At 64.8% G+C, this 17,755-nt stretch carries 14 protein-coding genes; 3 read left to right on the top strand and 11 right to left on the bottom strand.

Annotation, left to right across the window (positions count from 1 at the left end; translation table 11 throughout):
* Nucleotides 1–23 precede the first annotated feature (23 nt).
* Together KIO74_RS22725 and KIO74_RS22720 are read left to right on the top strand one after the other, a co-directional pair.
* On the top strand, nucleotides 24–2,105 hold the full coding sequence (locus KIO74_RS22725; RefSeq protein WP_213336979.1) for a hydantoinase/oxoprolinase family protein: 2,082 nt from the start codon (nucleotides 24–26) through the stop codon (nucleotides 2,103–2,105).
* Between the two features lie 11 nt (nucleotides 2,106–2,116).
* Nucleotides 2,117–3,886 (top strand): hydantoinase B/oxoprolinase family protein, encoded by a 1,770-nt coding sequence (locus KIO74_RS22720; protein WP_213336977.1) that lies wholly within the window; start codon nucleotides 2,117–2,119, stop codon nucleotides 3,884–3,886.
* Nucleotides 3,887–4,369: 483 nt separating this feature from the next.
* Here KIO74_RS22720 and KIO74_RS22715 read toward each other — a convergent pair whose 3' ends face one another.
* From KIO74_RS22715 to KIO74_RS22675, 9 genes are all read right to left on the bottom strand, one after another.
* Nucleotides 4,370–5,350 carry a DUF4432 family protein gene (locus KIO74_RS22715; protein WP_213336975.1) on the bottom strand — a complete coding sequence of 327 codons (981 nt, stop codon included), beginning with the start codon at nucleotides 5,348–5,350 and terminating at the stop codon, nucleotides 4,370–4,372.
* Nucleotides 5,347–6,894 carry a sulfatase family protein gene (locus tag KIO74_RS22710; protein ID WP_213336973.1) on the bottom strand — a complete coding sequence of 516 codons (1,548 nt, stop codon included), beginning with the start codon at nucleotides 6,892–6,894 and terminating at the stop codon, nucleotides 5,347–5,349. Before KIO74_RS22710 ends, KIO74_RS22715 begins: the two co-directional genes overlap by 4 nt.
* A gap of 66 nt (nucleotides 6,895–6,960) precedes the next feature.
* Nucleotides 6,961–7,794: a carbohydrate ABC transporter permease gene (locus KIO74_RS22705; protein WP_213336971.1), complete on the bottom strand. Its 834-nt coding sequence runs from the start codon at nucleotides 7,792–7,794 to the stop codon at nucleotides 6,961–6,963.
* Nucleotides 7,791–8,735, bottom strand: a complete 945-nt coding sequence (locus tag KIO74_RS22700) for a carbohydrate ABC transporter permease (RefSeq protein ID WP_213336968.1) — start codon at nucleotides 8,733–8,735, stop codon at nucleotides 7,791–7,793. Before KIO74_RS22700 ends, KIO74_RS22705 begins: the two co-directional genes overlap by 4 nt.
* 13 nt (nucleotides 8,736–8,748) lie before the next feature.
* Entirely contained in the window at nucleotides 8,749–10,104 is a 1,356-nt protein-coding gene (locus KIO74_RS22695; RefSeq protein WP_213336965.1) for an extracellular solute-binding protein, read from the bottom strand.
* A gap of 270 nt (nucleotides 10,105–10,374) precedes the next feature.
* On the bottom strand, nucleotides 10,375–11,280 hold the full coding sequence (locus tag KIO74_RS22690; RefSeq protein ID WP_213336962.1) for a LysR family transcriptional regulator: 906 nt from the start codon (nucleotides 11,278–11,280) through the stop codon (nucleotides 10,375–10,377).
* Nucleotides 11,281–11,618: 338 nt separating this feature from the next.
* Complete coding sequence (locus tag KIO74_RS22685; RefSeq protein ID WP_213336960.1) at nucleotides 11,619–12,272, bottom strand: cupin domain-containing protein; 654 nt, start codon at nucleotides 12,270–12,272, stop codon at nucleotides 11,619–11,621.
* Nucleotides 12,269–13,159, bottom strand: a complete 891-nt coding sequence (locus tag KIO74_RS22680) for an alpha/beta hydrolase (protein WP_213336958.1) — start codon at nucleotides 13,157–13,159, stop codon at nucleotides 12,269–12,271. The genes KIO74_RS22685 and KIO74_RS22680 overlap by 4 nt, the downstream gene beginning before the upstream one ends.
* Complete coding sequence (locus tag KIO74_RS22675; protein ID WP_213336956.1) at nucleotides 13,159–14,922, bottom strand: thiamine pyrophosphate-binding protein; 1,764 nt, start codon at nucleotides 14,920–14,922, stop codon at nucleotides 13,159–13,161. Before KIO74_RS22675 ends, KIO74_RS22680 begins: the two co-directional genes overlap by 1 nt.
* Nucleotides 14,923–15,134: 212 nt before the next feature.
* On the opposite strand from KIO74_RS22675, the gene KIO74_RS22670 reads away from it, so the two are divergent.
* Nucleotides 15,135–15,863 carry a FadR/GntR family transcriptional regulator gene (locus tag KIO74_RS22670; RefSeq protein WP_249731440.1) on the top strand — a complete coding sequence of 243 codons (729 nt, stop codon included), beginning with the start codon at nucleotides 15,135–15,137 and terminating at the stop codon, nucleotides 15,861–15,863.
* 2 nt (nucleotides 15,864–15,865) lie between these two features.
* Here KIO74_RS22670 and KIO74_RS22665 read toward each other — a convergent pair whose 3' ends face one another.
* Together KIO74_RS22665 and KIO74_RS22660 are read right to left on the bottom strand one after the other, a co-directional pair.
* A complete protein-coding gene (locus KIO74_RS22665) occupies nucleotides 15,866–16,684 on the bottom strand; it encodes an ABC transporter permease (RefSeq protein WP_291959222.1) in 819 nt (272 codons plus the stop codon).
* A gap of 70 nt (nucleotides 16,685–16,754) precedes the next feature.
* A complete protein-coding gene (locus KIO74_RS22660) occupies nucleotides 16,755–17,699 on the bottom strand; it encodes an ABC transporter permease (RefSeq protein ID WP_213336954.1) in 945 nt (314 codons plus the stop codon).
* Nucleotides 17,700–17,755: the final 56 nt, after the last annotated feature.

Raw genomic sequence — 17,755 nt, 5'->3', positions numbered from 1 at the left:
ATCGTCCCAGAGAGGGGTGTGAGATGGGTCTGCGTATCGGCATCGATATCGGCGGTACTTTCACGGACTTCGCCGTGTTGGATCCGGAGACGGGCAGCTTCAATATCGGCAAGGTGCTTTCCACGCCGGCGGATCCCGCGGAGGCGGTCTTTGAAGGCTTGCGTGGCCTGATGGCGTCGGGCTCGCGTGATATGTCGGCCGTCTCCGAGGTTGTGCATGCCACGACGATAGCCACCAACACGGTGATTCAGCGGAAGGGGCCGCCGACGGCCCTGATCACCACACGCGGCTTTCGCGACGTGATCCTGATCGGCCGTCAGAAGCGCTGGGAGCTCTACGACAACGCGGCGGGCCGTCCGGCTCCGCTCGTGCCCCGTCACCATGTCTTCGAGGTGCCGGAGCGCATGCTTTGGGACGGCTCGGTCGAAACGGAGCTCGACGAGGCGGCCGTGCGTGACGTGGCGAAACAGCTCCGCGCCAATGGCATCGTGGCGGTCGCCGTCTGCTTCCTGCACAGCTATGCCAACTCCGATCACGAGCGGCGGGTCGAGGCGATCCTCCGGGAAGAGGTGCCGGAGATCATGGTCTCGATCTCCTCCGACGTTTCGCCGCTCTATCGCGAGTTCGAGCGCACCAGCACGACGGTCATGAACGCCTATGTCATGCCGGGTGTCGCCACCTATGTGGAGCGGCTCGACGAGGAGCTGAAGCGCATGGGCGTCGATGGGCCCATGCTGATCATGCAATCGAACGGAGGCGTTGCCACCGCCGATGTGGTCAAGCGCTTTCCGATCCGCATCATCGAGAGCGGGCCGGCGGCCGGTGTCCTCACGGCCGCCCGCTTCGCACCGGCGGCGGGCACCGACAACCTCATTTCCTTCGACATGGGCGGCACCACCGCGAAGCTCTGTCTCGTCGAAGGCGGCAAGCCGCTTCTGACGAGCCAGTTCGAGGTGGACATGACCCATCTCAAGAAGGGGAGCGGCCTTCCCGTCAGCATCCCTGCCGTCGACTTGATCGAGATCGGTTCGGGTGGCGGCTCGATCGCCAAGGTCGAGCTCGGCGGTATCTCGATCGGGCCGGAGAGCGCGGGCTCGGTGCCGGGGCCCGTCTGTTACGGCCGAGGCGGCAAGCGGCCGACCGTGACTGACGCGGACCTGACGCTCGGTTACCTCAATCCTGACTATTTCCTCGGCGGCGAGATGAGCCTTGACGGAGCTGGCGCCAGAGAGGCCATCGACCGCGAGATCGCCCAGCCGCTTGGTCTTGATACCATGCAGGCCGCATGGGGCATCCACGAGATCGTCACCCAGCAGATGGCCCAGGCCGCGCGGGCTGTCACCATCAGCTGCGGCAAGGACCCGCGCAGCTTCGCGCTCGTGCCCTTCGGCGGGGCGGGCCCGGTCCATGGTGCGCGGCTTGCCCGCATGCTCGGCTGCCCAAAGGTCGTGTTTCCGCGCGCGGCCGGCGTCGAATCCGCGGTCGGCCTCCTCATGGCGGAGACCTCGCTCGATCTTGCGCGCACGCAGGTCATGACCCTCGACGAGGCCGTCATCCCGACCCTCAACGCCCTGTTCGCGGATTTGGAGGCGCGCGCCCGCGAGCAGATGGAGCGATCCGGCGTTAGTCCGGAGCGCCAGCGCTTCACGGCGAGCTGTGACATGCGCTTCGCCGGTCAGGGCTACGAGATCGCGGTCGATCTGCCGCCCTATCCCTACACGGCGGCGGACCTTCCCGCGCTGCGCGAGGCCTTTTTCGAAGCCTATGCGCGCTCTTATGGCGCGCGCACCTTCGAAACCGGCTGGGATGTCGTCGGTGTGCACTGGCGCCTGCGGGCAACCGCTATCGGCTCGGTCCTCACCATGGAGGATCTCGAGCCACTCGAGGGTGACGTGACGCGTGCCGTCAAGGGCGTGCGCCAGGTCTGGTTTCCCGAGACGGACGGTTTCACGAACTGCACCGTCTATGACCGCTACCGTCTCAGCGCGGGCGATGTGGTCAAAGGGCCTGCCATCGTCGAGGAGCGCGAATCCACCATCGTCCTGCCGCCCGACAGCACAACGCGTGTCGATCCGCATGGCAATCTTGTCACCGAACTCAGCTGAGAGCGCCTGTCATGAGCTCGATCGAACCCTTGGACACGACCATCGACCCCGTGACCTTCTCGGTGGTCTGGGGCGGCCTTCTGTCAACGGCCGCTGAGATGGGCAGCACGCTCCTGCGCACCGCCTACTCCATGACCGTGCGTGAAGGATCCGACTTCTCCACCGGCGTCTTCGACGCGGAGGGCAATATGGTGGCGCAGGGCGACTACAGCCCGGGCCATCTCGGCTCGATGGCGTTCACCGTGCGCCAGATGCTGGACTACTATCCGGTCGGCAGCCTCGGGCCGGGCGACGCCGTGATCTGCAATGACCCGACCATCGGCTCAGGTCATCTCCCCGACTTCTTCATGGTGACGCCGGTCTATCTCGGCGAGCGGCTGGTGGGCTATGCCGTCAACATCGCCCACCATATCGACGTTGGCGGGAGTGCCCCCGGCAGCGAGGAGGTCGTCGGCGTCCGCGAGACCTGCCAGGAAGGCATCCGCTTTCTTCCCACGCTCCTGTTCAGGAACGGGGAGCCGAACCGCGAGATCCTGCGTATCGTCGAGGCCAATGTGCGCGTCAAGGACGTGATCGGCGACCTTCATGCGCAGTTTGCCGCGAACATGGTGGGCGCCAACCGCATACGCGCGCTGGCCGAGCAGTATGGCCCGGAGCAGTTCGCAGCGTGCATGCGCCAGATCCTGGTGCAAAGCCAGGAGGCGATGCTCGCCGCCATCGACGAGTTGCCTAAGGGCACCTACCACTTCTCGGACAAGCTCGACGACGTCGGCCCGGGCACCGAACCCGTGCATATGCAGATGGCTTTGACCATCGCCGAGGACCGCATCATCTGCGACTTCGAGGGCACAGGCCCGCAGCGCGAAGCCGGCATGAACGCCTATATGCAATATACGCGCTCCTATTGCATCGCCGCGGTCAAATCCGTGACTTTGCCGCGGGCACCGCAGAACTTCGGCATCATCCGCTGCATCGAGATCCGGGCGCCCCAGGGCAGCTTCGTCAATCCGAGGCCGGGCGCCGCCAGCGGCGCGCGCGCGGTGACTGCCAACCGCATCTACGAGGTGGTGATGGGCGCTCTCGCCCAGGTCGTCCCTGACCGCGTCATCACGGCAAGCTCCGGCTTCTGCAATCCCAAGGTGAGCGGTGCTGTCAGCCCCTTCACGGGCAAGCCGTTCCTGGCATGGATGTCGGCGGTCGGCGGCGTCGGCGCGCACCGGCACCGCGACGGCCAGGAAGCGACCACCTCGCCCACCAATGGCACGAACACGCCGGTCGAGGTGCAGGAAATGAATGCGCCGGTCTTCATCGAGCGCATGGAGCTCATTCCCGACTCAGCCGGGGCAGGGCGTTTTCGCGGCGGCATGGCGCTGCGCAAGGACCTGCGCCTTGTCGCCGACGTCGGGCTCGTCACCAACCTCGGCGACCGCTACGAGAACCAGCCTTATGGATTGGAAGGCGGCCTTTCCGGCATCTGCGCCGCCACCGTTCTCAACCCCGATACGCCGGAGGAGCGCTATCTCCACTCCAAGGGAACCTATGCTCTGAAGAAGGGGGACGTGCTCAGCATGCGCACGGCCGGCGCGGGCGGGTTCGGCGCACCGAAATTGCGTGATCCCGCGCGTGTGCTTGGCGATGTGCGCGCCGGCCTCGTGTCGATTGAGGCAGCGCGTGATATCTACGCCGTGGCTATCCGCCCCGCCCCGCTCGCCATCGACGAGGCGGCGACGGCGAAGCTGAGAGCCGCGACCTCTCCGAGCGTTCTCGAACAGGCGAACTGACGGTCACGCCGACAGTTCGCGCGATCACGGACGATGCGGCGGTCTCGGTGATCCATCCGTCATCCCGGAAACGGCGCAGCCGTTGTCCGGGATCCCGATACCACGCCGGCCCTTCAGGCGCTTTCCGTCGTGGACAGCTGCCGGTCTTGGATAGCCGCCCGTCTTGGACAAAGGCCATCGGCCATTCACGCAGCGCGTTGGTTATGGATTCCGGCCTCAAGCCCGCGGCTCGCCCGGACGCCAACAGAGTTGATGGCCGGCGCGGGAAGCATGTCATCCCTGAACGTCGTACGGCTTAAGGAGCGCTCTGCGCGCGGCCTTTAGCCAGTGCCTTCGGCCCCGGCCCGCGCATATAATGGCGCTCCGGCTTGTAGCCATCCCGCTTATGCCGGATTGTCTGCAACAGCTTCGCCAACGTGGCTAAGCGCCCGCCTAACCTTGCCTCCTGTGAGGCCTTTGCCCAGATCCTCATGGTCGTGGTCTCTATAACTCGGTTACATCAATAGCGTCAGATAGTTCGCGCATAGTGACTCGTAATTGGTAAATACGCCTTTCACCGGGCACGAGTTTATTTTCTGGACCGCTCAGCCCGCCATCCCGTCGCGCGCTGGTGCAAGGCTCTATGCCGAGCACGCAGATATGTGGCCTCAGATCGTGCCAGAGCTGGAGATAGGGCAGGGTTTCCCGTCCCCAGACGAAATCGATGCCGAGCCCGGCTGGTCCGAGCGACGGCGCTAAGACCCGGCAGCCCGCGCCGCCACCATCCTCGATCGCCATCGCGACGCTGTCGCGGGACGCGGCGGCATCCGGCACGACCAGGGGACCGAGGAGACGCTGCCCGTTGCGCTCGACATATGTTCCGTCAGCGAGCGCGGGGAAGCCGAGATTGAAATGGTAGAGGCTCGCCTGCGGGCTTACGGCTGTGCCGATGTTCTCCACCACATCGGTGATGCAGAGGCTGCCGCCGCCGATGCCCGCCTCTATACGCCTCTTCAGGCGGAATGCCTCGCCGCCGAGGCGCGCCTGGACGACTTCGCCCTCGCAGAAAAGGACGGGCTCGTCACGCTCCCAATCCTCGCCGTAGGCCGTCACCCGCGCCGGCGTGAAGGGCAGCCGGCCGTGAAGGGGATGGCCCTCAGTGGGCTGCCGGATATGGTCGAGCCCGCAGGTGACGAGAAAGCCCGAGAAGCTTCTGTTGAAGCCGAAGCCCTGGTCGCCTTCCGCATGGTGCAGGGCGGGGTTCATGAAGCCGGTGGGAGCTTGCCAGGCCAGCGGCAGGCCGCGCCACCACAACGGTCCGATGTCGAGCGAGCGATCGGACAGCACCCAGAAATCGAGCCCGCCGCCCGTGGAAAAGGCAAGCGCCCGCACACCCCGTTCTGGGCCGTCGTCCAGCGTGATCCGGCGGACGGCCGCGAACTGGCGCAAGTCCCCCGATCGCATTCTGACGGAGGAAGCCTTCATGGCCCTGTCGCAGCCTCTTCACTTTCCCGCGATGCCGGCACGGTCAGGCCGAGACGCGCGAAGGCCTCAGGCGGGGCCTCGTTGTCCGCCATCAAGCGGCTCATCAGGTCGGTCAACCGTTGCTCTGTCCGGGGCTCCGTCAGCGGCTTCTCCTGCCCGGGATCGCTGGCGAGATCATAGAGCCGCGTTCCATTCTCGATGAGCGCGCCGGGACCGTAGACATTGTACATCGGTGAGCGATCGGTGACCGGCACCTTCAGCACCTTCGCGCCCTTCGTGAAGGGAAAGCCGTTGGAGAGGCTCGCCTGTGACAGTTCCTCCGTCGAGAACGGCGAGAAGATATGGGTCGGCATCAGCGTATACTGGTAGATTTCCTGGTTGTTCAGATCCGCCGGAAAGCGATGGTAGGTATAACGGCCATCGGCGACATTCACGGCCCCGCCGAAATACCCGAACAACGCCGCATCGCGGAGCTGTTCGCCGCGCGCGGCGGCGATGAGGGAGCGCCCTTCCATCTCAGGCGCGGATGCGACGCCGAAGAGATCGAGAAAGGTCGGCGCGAGATCGACCGATTGGGTCAGCGCGGCGCAGCGCTCGCCAGGGCGCGGATGGCGGGGATCGTGCACGAAGAGCGGGATATGGGCGATCTCCTCATAGAGATTCATGCGGTTCTTCGCCCAGAAATCATGCTCGCCAAGCAGAAAGCCATGATCCGTCGTGACGATGAGCGCCGTGTCCTTCCACAGGTCATGTTTGTCGAAGTAATCGAGCAGCTCGCCCATGAGGAAATCGCACATCGAGACGATGGCGTAATAATTGGCGCGCAGTTCCTCGCATTCTTCCGGCAGTTCGTCGACGCGGCCATAGCGGGGCCAATCGCGGATCGGGCCGGTCCATCCCGTGTCGAACGCCTGCTTGAAGCGGGCAGGCGCCGTGAAGGGCTCATGCGGATCGAAGGTCTCGATCTGCATGAGCCAGTTGTCGGCATCCCGGTTGCGGTCCAGGAACTCGAAGCCATGCGCGAAGCACTGAACCGAGGGGAAGTCCTTTTCCTCCCGGATGAACTCCCTGTTGATGATGTTCTGCGAGAAATACTCGCGCCGCTCCGTGGTGAACTGGCGGGCATGATACATCTCGCGCAGCCGCTCCCAATGGGGCTGGACCATCGCCTTCCAGGGATCTCCTTCCTGGCCGCGCACGAATTCATACGTGTCGTAGCGGTTGTGGTAGGTCGCCCCGCCGTCCTCCCAGTAATGGAAGTGATCAGTGATCAGATGGCTGTAGACGCCGGCATTGTGCAGAAGCTCGGGAAAGGCGTTGTCGAAAGGCTCCAGCGGACCCCAGCTGCGATGGAGAAAGGTCAGCCGGCCGGTGAGCATGTCGCGGCGCGCGGGCATGCAGGGCAGGCTGCCGACGTAATGGGTGTCGTAGGCAAGGCTTCGTGCGGCGAGCCGATCGAAATTCGGGGTCGGCACGCGCGTGCCGCCATAGGCCCCGAGCATATGGCGATTGAGCGAATCGAACAGAACGAAGACTGCTTTCATGGTCACTTCCATTGAACCGGCCCGCCACGGCGGGCGGCCCGCTTTCACGCGGGCTATTCGATCGCGCTATTTGACGGCGCCTTGGGTCAGTCCCTTGACGATGTAACGTTGGCCGATGAGCAGCAGGACGAGTGCCGGCAGGATCGACAGGGCCGCGCTCGCCGCCATTTGCGTGTAGAGAATCTCGAAGTCCTGCGCGAATTTGGCGATGGCGACCGGCACTGTCGCTGTCTGCTTCATGGTGAGGTTGAGCGCCACCGCGAATTCGTTCCAGCTGAAGACGAAGGTCAGCACACCGGTGGCCGCGAGGCCGGGCGCGATGATCGGCAGAACGATCTTGCGCAAGAGAAGCGGGGTGGACGCACCATCGATCGCTGCGGCTTCCTCGAGTTCCCGCGGCACCTCGCGCACGAACACGCCCATGAGCCAAAGCGCCATCGGCAGGTTGAGCACGGTATGGGCCAGGATCAGGGCCGTGAAGGTATTGTCGAGCCCGACCGCCCGCGCCATCGTGAACCAGGCGCCTGCCAGCGCGATCGGCGGGATCATGTGGAAAAGAAGCGCCCACGCCAGGAAGACATGGACGACCCAGCGCGGCCAGCGCATGCGGTGAAGCGACCATGCCGCCAGCGTCGCGATCACAAGGCAGAGCGCCGTGCTGATGAGGCCGACAATCAACGAGTTCCGGTAGTTGACCAGGAAATCGGACGTCTTCGAAAACAGGACCTCGGTGAAGCTGGTGAGCACCGGCGTGAAGAAGAACTCGCCCGTGAGCAGGGAAATCTGTGTGCGGAAGCCCGCAGCGATCACCCATACGACCGGCGCGACGACGGCTATCGCCGCTGCAATCAGAAAGGCGTGGCTGCCGACATGCCGGGGCGCGGAGGAACCCGTTCTCATGACGAGGCCTCCGAGCGCCGCCGCGTCGTCAGCGCCAGCACGAGCAGCAGCGACACGATGAAGATCACGGCGATCGACATCGCTGCGCCATAGCCGACGCGATCCTCCGTGAAGAAGCGCTGGTAGAGCGTGAAGCTCACAACTTCCGTCGCTGTGCCTGGCCCACCGCTCGTGAGCAGATAGACCTCGTCGAAGACCTTGAAGGCCAGCACCAGTCGGAAGGCGAAGGTGACGACGATGGCCGGCCACATCATCGGCAGGGTGATGTAGACGAGTTCCTGCCAGCCCGAGGCGCCATCGACGCGGGCGGCCTCGTAGACGTCCTGCGGCAGGGATTCGAGGCCCGCGAGGAAGAGCAGGAAGCAGAACGGGGTCCAGTGCCAGATATCGACCACGATAACCGACGCAAGCGCCGTCTCGCTCGCGCCGAGCCAGTCGCGGGGATCCATGCCGATGAGCCCGATCGCCTGGTTGATGAGGCCGAAGTCGTAGTTCAGCATCAACTTCCAGATGGCGCCGACGACGATGCCGGGGATCAGGATCGGCAGGATGAAGACGGTGCGATAGAGGATGCGCCCGTGGGCGACGCGGCTGCAGAGCAGGGCGAGCGCGAAGCCGATCACCATCTGGCCGCCAACGGCGCCGACCGCGAAGATGAGCGTGTTGAAAAGGCCCGCGCGGAACAGGGCATCGGCCGGCAGGGCCCGGTAGTGATCGAGGGCAACTGGTGTCCAGGTGGCGGCCCCCTCCGCCCATGTCACATTGTAGAAGCTTGTGATGAAAAGATTGGCCAGCGGCAGCACGCTCAGCGCCAGCATCAGCAATAGCGCCGGACCAAAGGTCGCCCACCGCCAGGTCCGGTCGTCGCCGAGCCTCGCGGCGGTGGAGGATCGCCGCACCGCGACATCAGGTGCGGGGATCGCGATGCTGCGTGAAGCCATGGACACGGAAGCCTCAGCGCAACGGCGGCAACTTGCCGGTATTGTAATTATACTTGGCCATGACTGTCTGGATCTGGTCCGACATGGAGTTGAGAGCCTCGACCGATGTGATCTCGCCGGCGACCGCCCGGTTGAGGCCGAGTTCAAGGATGGCGATGACTTCGCTGGCCTCGGGGAACTGGTAGATGTTCACCGCATGCGGCAGGGATTCCGCAAGCGGCTTCATCCAGCGGAACTGCCGTTCCTGAGAGATGGGATCGCGATAGGCTGCCGCATTGATCGGAATGCCGCCGAGCTTCGCCGTCGCGACCTGCGCATCCTTGGTCTGGAACCAACGCAGGAACTCGACCGCCGCGCGCTTGCGATCATCCGGGACATTGCGGGCGATGCCGCCGAGCCAATGGCCAAGGCCGGGCGCGGTCGGCAGGCCGGGCGCATGGGGCGTCGGCGCAAACTCGACCTTGTCGACGACCGCCGACTTGGCCGGATCGTCCATCTGGGACCATGCCGCGATGACCATCATGATGTGGGCGGCCTTGCCGGTCACCATGTTCTGGATCACTTCGGCTTGGTCGAGCGAGGCGGTCTTCGGATGCCCCGCTTCCTTGGCGAGGCGGACATAATAATCGAGCGCCGTGCGCCCCTTCTCGTCGTTCAGGACAACGGAATAGTCCCCGGCGGCCTGATCCTTGAAGATGCCGCCGCCGAAGCCGTAGAGATATGGGTAGAAATCGTAGGCGACCGTATGCGGGCCGCGTGCCCCACGCTGGACGATGCCATACATGCGTGGAGGCTTCTGGAAATGGCGCGCGTTCGTCTCCAGTTCGGCGAAGGTTTCGGGCGCCTTGAGGCCGGCCTCCTTGTAGAGATCGCCACGATAGTAGAGGAGAGGGATCAGTGGCGAGATCGGCATCGACATCAATTTTCCGGTCTTCGTCATCGTCTTCTTGACCGGATCGAAGTAAATTGTCTCGCCCAGCGAGTAGACATCCGGGTCGAGCTTGAAGCTGGGATCGATGTCCGAGATCGCATCGACGAAACCGCCGAAATACATCTCCGCGAACCAGCCCGAGTTCATGATGAGGAGGTCGTACTGGCCGCGTGACGCGCGCACCGAATTGCGCTGCTTCTCCAGGGAGCCGGCGAAGGGATTGACGTCCAGCTCGACCTTGTTGCCGGTTTCCTTCTCGTAGAGTTCGACCGTCTTGCGGAAGCTCTCGAACCAGGGCGACTGGTTGATGACGATGGTGAACGGCGGGACAGACGCGGCTCTAGCCCCGTGGCCCGTCGCCAGCGCCGACAGCGCAAGACCAGCCCCCGCGCCAGCCAGCATGTCACGACGGTTCAAGAAGGTCTTGGTGTGACTCATGAACATCCTCCCCAAGGCGGGCCGGGCATTATCGCGGCCACGTATTTTGAAAGGGGAGCGTTGCACATCTATGCTATGCGCACAAACAACTTTTCATGCCGAAGCCATAGACACAAGGAATGGCTCAAGGCACGTGTCCCACCGGCGTCATCCCGGCCTTGTGCCGGGGATCCCGATCTAGAGGGCGCGAGCCATACTGATCGGGATGGCCGGGACAAAGCCCGGCCATGACGGCTGCGGCTCAGCGATTCCATCAGATTGGAACATTCTCTAATTCTCCGGCTCGGCGGCGCAGATGGCCTTCAACGCGTCCGCGACATGCTGCGCGGCAGGCGACAGCCAGCCGCCGCGCCGGATCACGATGCCAGCCTCGCGCCTGACGGTGAGATCCGGCGCGTCCAGCATGACTAGGTCCTTGCCCTCGCGCGTGACGAGGGTCTTCGACACGGTGAAGGTTAGGGCGTCGGAATGGAGGAGAACGTTGATGAGGAAGGCGAGCGAGCCGGTCTCCAGGCAACTCGTCGGGGGTGGAAGGTCGTGCGCGACGAACAATGCGTCGAAGCGGCGGTGCGCGCGCGTCGTGCGCGGCGGCATGACCCAGGGGTAGGTGAGGACGTCACGCATGGACAGACGCCGCCGCCGGGCCAGCGGGTGTCCCGCGCGGCAGACCACCCCGAGATTGTCGGATGTGAGCGGGGTGACCTCGACATCGCGCCTGTCCTCGGGAGAGGGAAGCTCCGCCACCACGAAGTCCAATTCGCCGTCACGCAACGCCCGGAAGAGCGCCTCGTCGAAGCCGCCCTCGACACGGAGCTGGATGCCCGGATGCTGCTTCATCACTTCCGCGACCGCCAAAGGCAGGTTGCGCCGCAGCCAGGCAGGGCCCGCGCCGATCGTCACCGTGCCGAACGTGCCGCTGCGCAGCGAGGCAATCTCCTGGCTCGCGTCCCTCACCTGAACATGCACGGCCTCGGCATGGCGCAGGAGGCGCAACCCGACATCAGTCAAGGCGACACCCCGCGGCAAGCGCTCGAACAGCTTGACGCCGAGTTCGTCCTCGAGAAGCTTTATGCTCTTGGTCAGCGTGGGCTGCGTGATATTGAGCTCAACGGCCGCCAGCGAAATGTTGCAGCGCTGCGCAACACGTAGAAAATACTCAAGCTGCCGCAGGTCCATGGCCGTCTCCGATTGCCCCGGGGATTTGTAGAGCAATCGCTGGGATGCAGAAATACGGGAGAGGCCAAGTCCGTCGCGCGTGGCCTCCGTCTTTCACGGCCTCCGCCGTCATTCCGAGGCAGGCCGAAGGACTGAGCCCGGAATCCAGAACCGATGCCCCATCCGCAAAAAGCGCTATTGGACGATCGGTCAACTTCCCAACGCTACGGGTGATAGATTCCGGGCTCGCCGCTCACGCGGCGCCCCGGAATGACCGGCCACTCGACGTGAGGGCGGCCGAGCCGGGAGGCCACCTGCCCACAAGGCGAAAGGGGAGCGCGGGCCTCAGGCAAATCGGATCAAGTGCCTGGAATCAGGCGCTCGCCGAACAGGCGGCTGGTCACGGCACGCGGCTTCAGCGCATCCTCGGGCGTCGTCGGCATGAACGAGCTCTTGCCGCCTTCGAGCTCCGCCGGCAGCACCATCACGCGCACGAAAGCGCTGTTGGCGTCGTTGATATTGGTGCCGATGACCGGATCGCTGCCGGTCTCGAACCAGGCCTGTCCCGCTGCGATCCGCTCGACATGGTCGCCGACCTCGGCAATGAGCCGCCCGTAGAGGAGCCGGCGGATGCCCGGGCCGCGATGGCCGTGGCGCGGGGTCGCGGCGCCTGACGGCGATTCGATCCGGTCCGCGCGCATGAGCCAGGGACCATCGAAGGCAACAGTGAGGGGATGGGAGAGGATGATGCTTTTGTCCCATCGGAAGGCGGTACCCGTCGGATCCACTTCATAGATCCAGATCCGGCCTTCGCCGCGCAACCGCGCTTGCCCGTCCAGGAACAGCCCGTCGTCGGCGGTGCATGTCCGCGCTCCGCCCGTGTCCTCGACGGCGAGAACGCCCGTCTCGACATAGGCGAAGCGATAGGCGCCGTCGGGCAGATCGAGGGTGGCGCCATCAAGGTCGTGTTCGTAGAGCGTGATGCGCGGCAGGCTATCGGAAGTTGCGGTCATCGTGCTCCCCGCTTGCCAGCGAGCGTCTGGCCCACCAAAGCCCGGATGATCGGGCTCTGGGGATCAAGGTACTGATTGATGATATCGAAGTGATTGTAGCCGGGGACCACATGGGTTTCCGGGTCGCGTCCATGCCTGTGGAGGTGATGGGCATAGCGGAACGACTGATCGATCCAGTGCCAGGGCTCCACGCCTCCCGCGAGTATGGCCACCGGGCAGTCGATCACCGGCGCGCGTCGCTCGACATCATGGCGCGCGGCGATCGCCGCATCGAGATTGAGCTCCGCGTTCACGCTCGTATGGATTGCGGGCGCCGGATCGTAGATGCCGCTGATCAGGACCGCGCCTTTGAGGAAAGTCGGGTCGATGCCGCGCGCGCGCCAGTCGGTCGCGATAACCTCGGCGCCAAGATGCGCGCCCGCAGAATGGCCGGAGAGGGTGATCGCTTTGGGATCGCCGCCGAACTCCGCGATCGAGCGGCAGGTCCACTCCACGGCGGCAAGCGCGGAGTCGACGACCCCATCGAGGGTCGAGGCCGGGCAGAGTTCGTAGTTGGCGATGACCGTCGTGATGCCGAGCGGCACCAGTGCGCCGGCGATGAAGGCGAAGTTCTCCTTATCCTGCGCCCGCCAGTAGCCGCCGTGAAAGAACACATGCACCGGCGCCGGGCCGGCGGCGCTTGCGGCGGGATAGACATCGACCTTGCGCAGGGGATGGTCGCCGTAGGCGATGTCCCGGTGCGAGACCAGCTCCTCGCGCGCCTTGCGGTTCGGCGCGGCGCGCCCCGCCTGATAGTCCTTGAAATTCGGAAAAGCGTTCTGCGGGTTGTATTGAAACTCGTGCTCGTCGGCGGACAAGGACGACCACAGGCGCGGCGCGTCGGTCATCAGCAGTTCCCCTGGTTGCTTCCTGGATTGGGTGCCGTCGCGTTCCGGGCAGCTTGCCTGTCGAGCGCCGCCGAACGCAATCGCGAGAGGCTCGACCGCACCGAGAGCGCCTCCTGCGGCACGATGAGTTCGATCAGGCCGCCGGTCGGGCTTGCAAGGACAGTGTCCAGCGCCTGCGCGAAGTCCTCGGTTCGCTCCACCCGGAGGCCCGCGAGACCATAGGATCGCGCGAGCATAGCGAAATCCGGATTATGCAGGTGTGTACCGGAAACGCGGGTTGGATATTCGCGCTCCTGATGCATGCGGATGGTCCCATACATGCCGTTGTTGACGACGAGATAGATGATCGCGGCGCCGTATTGGACGGCTGTCGCCATCTCCTGGCCGTTCATCAGGAAACAGCCATCGCCATTGACCGAGAGAACGGTTCGGCCGGGGTAGGTGAGCTTGGCCGCGACCGCCGCCGGCACGCCGTAGCCCATGGCGCCTGAGGTCGGGGCGAGCTGCGAGCGGAAGGCGGAAAAGCGCCAGTATTTATGCACCCAGCCGGTGTAGTTGCCCGCGCCGTTCGACACGATGGTGTCACTGGGCAGGACCTCCTGCAGATGCTGGAACACCGCCGTCAGGTCGAGATCGCCCGCATTGGGCATGGGCTTATAGGTCGCGTCTTGCTCGGCCTTCAGGCTCCGCACCCAGTCCCGCCGGTCGGTAGCGCCTGCACTTCCGTCAAGCGTGGTGAGCGCCGCCGCGAAGGGCGCGAGGCCCGCATTGATGGGCAAATCAGCCTGATAGACACGGCCGAGCTCCTCTGAGTCGGCATGAATATGCACGAGCTTCTGGCGCGTCCGTGGCGCGGTCAGCAGGCGATAGCCAGCCGTGGTCATTTCGCCCAATCGCGTACCAAAGGCGACGACGAGATCGGCTTCCGCCAGCCGCTTGACCAGTTGCGGCTCGGCGCCGATGCCGAAATGGCCGACATACAGCGGGTGTGTGTTGGGCACGTAGTCCTGGCAGCGCAGGGAGGCCGCAATCGGCAGCTGCGCCCGATCGGCGAAAGCGAGAAGGTTGTCGCGCGCCTCGATCGTCCAGCCGCCGCCGCCGAGAATGATCAGCGGGCGTTTCGCCTCCGCGACCAGCGCCGCGAAACGCGCCATCTGGTCAGGCCGGGGGGCGGCCGCGATGGGGTCGGCGCGCAGGCCCGCCTCGACGGGTGCCGCGACGTCCTCGCTCAGCATGTCCTCGGGAAGAACGAGGACGACGGGTCCCGGGCGGCCGGCCATGGCCGTCTGGAAGGCGCGATGAATGTACTCGGGGATGCGTCGCGGGTCGTTGATCTCGGCCGCCCATTTGGCGAGCGGCCTGAACATGGCGACCAGATCGACTTCCTGGAAGCCCTCGCGATCCTTGAAGCCACGCGCCACCTGGCCGATGAACAGCACCATGGGCGTCGAATCCTGAAAGGCCGTATGCACGCCGATCGAGGCATTGGTCGCGCCCGGTCCGCGCGTGACGAAACAGACGCCCGGCCGGCCTGTGAGCTTGCCGTAGGCATCGGCCATATTGGCCGCGCCGCCTTCCTGGCGACAGACGACCAATTGCACGTCATCGGCGACATCATGGAGAGCGTCGAGGACCGAAAGATAGCTCTCGCCCGGCACGCAGAAGACCCGATCAACGGCCTGTCGGCGCAGGCAATCCACCAGGATCTCGGCGCCAGAACGGCTTGCTGCCCCACCTTCCGTCGCAGCGACTTCCGCCGTCATGAGCGTCTCCTTGCATGGGATCGATTTGAGAAGAGGTTGGATGAACCAATATAGGACCAATTATTGTCCAATTCCAATCCAATTGACAACCCCTTCGACACCAAGTTGACGACCAACACTTGCGCGCGGCAGGCATTTGACGGCATGGTAAAGGCGCCCAATTCCTTGTTGCCCCAATTCCTTCTTGCCGCATCAGACAGAGGAAAGAGAGCTTGCTCGATACCGCCGTTTCCAGCCAGGATCAGATGTCGCCCCCGACAGTCGGCGTCCGTGCCCGATCCGAGGTGGAGTCGCGCGCGCTCTATGCGCGCATCAAGTCGTCGATCACCGAGGGGCGCTTTCCCCCCGGGGCGCAATTGCCGACGGAGCGCGCGCTCTCCACGGAGTACCGCGTCGCCCGTAACACCGTGCGCAAGACGATGGCGCAACTGATGGATGAAGGCCTCATCGTGCGCGAGGTTGGCCGAGGCACCTTCGTCACCGATGCCAAGCCCGCCAGCGCGGCCCCCGCCGAGCCGGAATTCTCCCTGCCGGAGTTGTTCGAGGCGCGTCTCCTGTTCGAGCCGGCGCTGGTCGATCTCGTCGTCGAGCGCGCCACCGAGGCGGATTTCGCTGCCTTCGACGCCGCGCTTGCCGACATGAAGGCGGCCGATACCTGGATCGCCTACAAGGAAGCGAAATACGCCCTGCATCTGGCGATCGCGCGGGCCTCGCTCAATCGCTTCATCGCGCGCGTCCTCGAGATGATCATTGCCTCGCGCAGGGCGGCCGGCTGGGGCCGGCCGGGCGGGCACCCGGGCCCGCTGGCGCTTGTCCGCGAGACCGCCTGCCGCGACAATGCGGCGATCATCGCGGCCCTGCGCGCCAGGGACGCGGCGCGGGCGCGGGAGCTCATGCGCGACTATCTCGTGCGCACGCTCTATTCTGTCTCCGGCGCCTGACATCAGCGGCGATCGGAGCTGCGCTGTAGTGCCCGTCCCGTCAGCATCAGCGCGAAGGCGGTGATCAGCACGGCTATGCCGGGGAATAGGGAGATCCACGGGGCAAGCAGGATCGTGTCCTTGCCCTGCTGGAGGATCGCGCCCCAGTCGGGCGTCGGCGGCTGCACGCCAAGGCCGAGGAAGCCGAGCGCGGCCTGGATCTGCAGGACGAGCGGAAACAGCACCATGTACTGCATCAGCACGAGCGGCAGGACATTGCGCAGGACATGCCGATAGAGCACCGTGACCTCGTTGAGGCCGACGCAGCGCGCCGCTTCCACGTAAGTCTTGCCCGCTTCGCCCAGCGCGCCCGACCGCGCGATGCGAAAGAACATCGGTATATGGATGATGCTGAGCGCCAGGATCAGGTTTGAAGTGGCCGGCCCCAGCACGCCGGTGATGATCACGCCGAGAATGATCGGCGGGAAACTCAGCACCACGTCCACGACGCGTCCGAGAACCTGGTCCACCCAGCCACCGAAAAATCCGGACAGCGCGCCGACGAGCCCACCGATCAGCGCCGCGATCAGAAGGGAGCCGGCGCAGATCAGCAGCGTCACTCGCGTTCCGTAAATGACGCGGGCAAAGACATCGCGGCCGGTGTCATCTGTTCCGAACAGATGCGCGGCCGACGGCGGCTGCAGGGCGTCGTCGATGTTGATCGTATAGGGCGACTGTGCGGTGAAGAGCCCCGGCGCGATCACGATGACGAGGAGCAGGGTCATCACGGCGAGGCCGCAGAGCAGGCCGGGTTCACGCTTGAGGCGGCGGAGAAACTTCACGAGGCCGCTCGTTTCGCGGGGAGCTACCGTGGCTGCGAGGGGCGATGAGATATGGGACATGTCGCTGACCTCAGGACAACCGCACGCGTGGATCGATGACGCTGTAGAGCAGATCGATGATCAGGTTGACCGCCATCGCCGTCACGACGACCACCAGCAGCGCGCCCTGTAGCATCGGATAGTCGCGGGTCTCGATGGCGCTGATGAGCAGGCGCCCGAGCCCCGGAATGGAGAAGAGCGTCTCCACGATCACCACGCCACCGAGAATCTGGACGAGCACAAGACCCATGAAGGTGATGAGCGGTATGAGGATGTTCTTGAGGATATGCTTGAAGAACAGGATGCGGATCGTGACGCCCTTGGCGCGGGCCGTGCGCACATAGTCCTGATTGAGCGACGTCACCACGTTCTGCCGCACGAACTGGCTGTAGGCGGCCGCCTGGAGGAGCCCGAGCGACAGGATCGGCAACATCAGGATGGACAGGTTGTCCCAGAGTGATTCCGTCGGAGACACATAGATCAGCGGCGGCGACCAGCCGGCGAAGGATGACACGGCGACGAGCAGCATGAGGCCCGTCCAGAACACCGGTGCGGCAAGACCCAGAAGGTTGAAGATCTGGATGAGGTTATCCGGCCAACGCCCTTCGTAGATGCCGGAAATAATCCCGAGCGGCACGCCGACGATCGTCGCGAGCGCGAGCGTCAGAAGGCCGATTTCGAGCGTCACGAGGAAGGCCTCGAACACGGCGGGGCCCACTGGCCTGCCACCGGTCCAGCTGGTGCCGAGATCACCCGATAGAACGGCGCTGATCCACCGCCCATATTGAATCCAGACGGGTTGGTCCAGACCCAGAAAGCCTCTCAACGATGCAGCGGCCTCAGGATCGCTCACCTGGCCGAGCATCTGCGCGACCACATCGCCCGGGACCGCCCGGACGATGAGAAAAACAGCAATCGAGGCGACGAAGGCCGTGACGGCCGACGCCGCCAGTCGCCGGGCGAGATAACCACCCATTGAAAATATCTCCGCGGCGGGGACGCGGTACGAAGGCCAGAGCCCCGATACCGCGT

This window comes from Chelatococcus sp. HY11 (genome assembly GCF_018398335.1).
GTDB lineage: Bacteria > Pseudomonadota > Alphaproteobacteria > Rhizobiales > Beijerinckiaceae > Chelatococcus.
Note: the sequence above shows the minus strand (reverse complement) of the source record. Positions and strands in the feature narration are given on the sequence as shown.

What these genes read in the sequence shown, in the direction of transcription:
- KIO74_RS22725 (WP_213336979.1), top strand. Translation starts at nt 24, where the DNA reads ATGGGTCTGCGTATCGGCATCGATATCGGCGGTACTTTCACGGACTTC.
- KIO74_RS22720 (WP_213336977.1), top strand. Translation starts at nt 2,117, where the DNA reads ATGAGCTCGATCGAACCCTTGGACACGACCATCGACCCCGTGACCTTC.
- KIO74_RS22715 (WP_213336975.1), bottom strand. Translation starts at nt 5,350, where the DNA reads ATGAAGGCTTCCTCCGTCAGAATGCGATCGGGGGACTTGCGCCAGTTC.
- KIO74_RS22710 (WP_213336973.1), bottom strand. Translation starts at nt 6,894, where the DNA reads ATGAAAGCAGTCTTCGTTCTGTTCGATTCGCTCAATCGCCATATGCTC.
- KIO74_RS22705 (WP_213336971.1), bottom strand. Translation starts at nt 7,794, where the DNA reads ATGAGAACGGGTTCCTCCGCGCCCCGGCATGTCGGCAGCCACGCCTTT.
- KIO74_RS22700 (WP_213336968.1), bottom strand. Translation starts at nt 8,735, where the DNA reads ATGGCTTCACGCAGCATCGCGATCCCCGCACCTGATGTCGCGGTGCGG.
- KIO74_RS22695 (WP_213336965.1), bottom strand. Translation starts at nt 10,104, where the DNA reads ATGAGTCACACCAAGACCTTCTTGAACCGTCGTGACATGCTGGCTGGC.
- KIO74_RS22690 (WP_213336962.1), bottom strand. Translation starts at nt 11,280, where the DNA reads ATGGACCTGCGGCAGCTTGAGTATTTTCTACGTGTTGCGCAGCGCTGC.
- KIO74_RS22685 (WP_213336960.1), bottom strand. Translation starts at nt 12,272, where the DNA reads ATGACCGCAACTTCCGATAGCCTGCCGCGCATCACGCTCTACGAACAC.
- KIO74_RS22680 (WP_213336958.1), bottom strand. Translation starts at nt 13,159, where the DNA reads ATGACCGACGCGCCGCGCCTGTGGTCGTCCTTGTCCGCCGACGAGCAC.
- KIO74_RS22675 (WP_213336956.1), bottom strand. Translation starts at nt 14,922, where the DNA reads ATGACGGCGGAAGTCGCTGCGACGGAAGGTGGGGCAGCAAGCCGTTCT.
- KIO74_RS22660 (WP_213336954.1), bottom strand. Translation starts at nt 17,699, where the DNA reads ATGGGTGGTTATCTCGCCCGGCGACTGGCGGCGTCGGCCGTCACGGCC.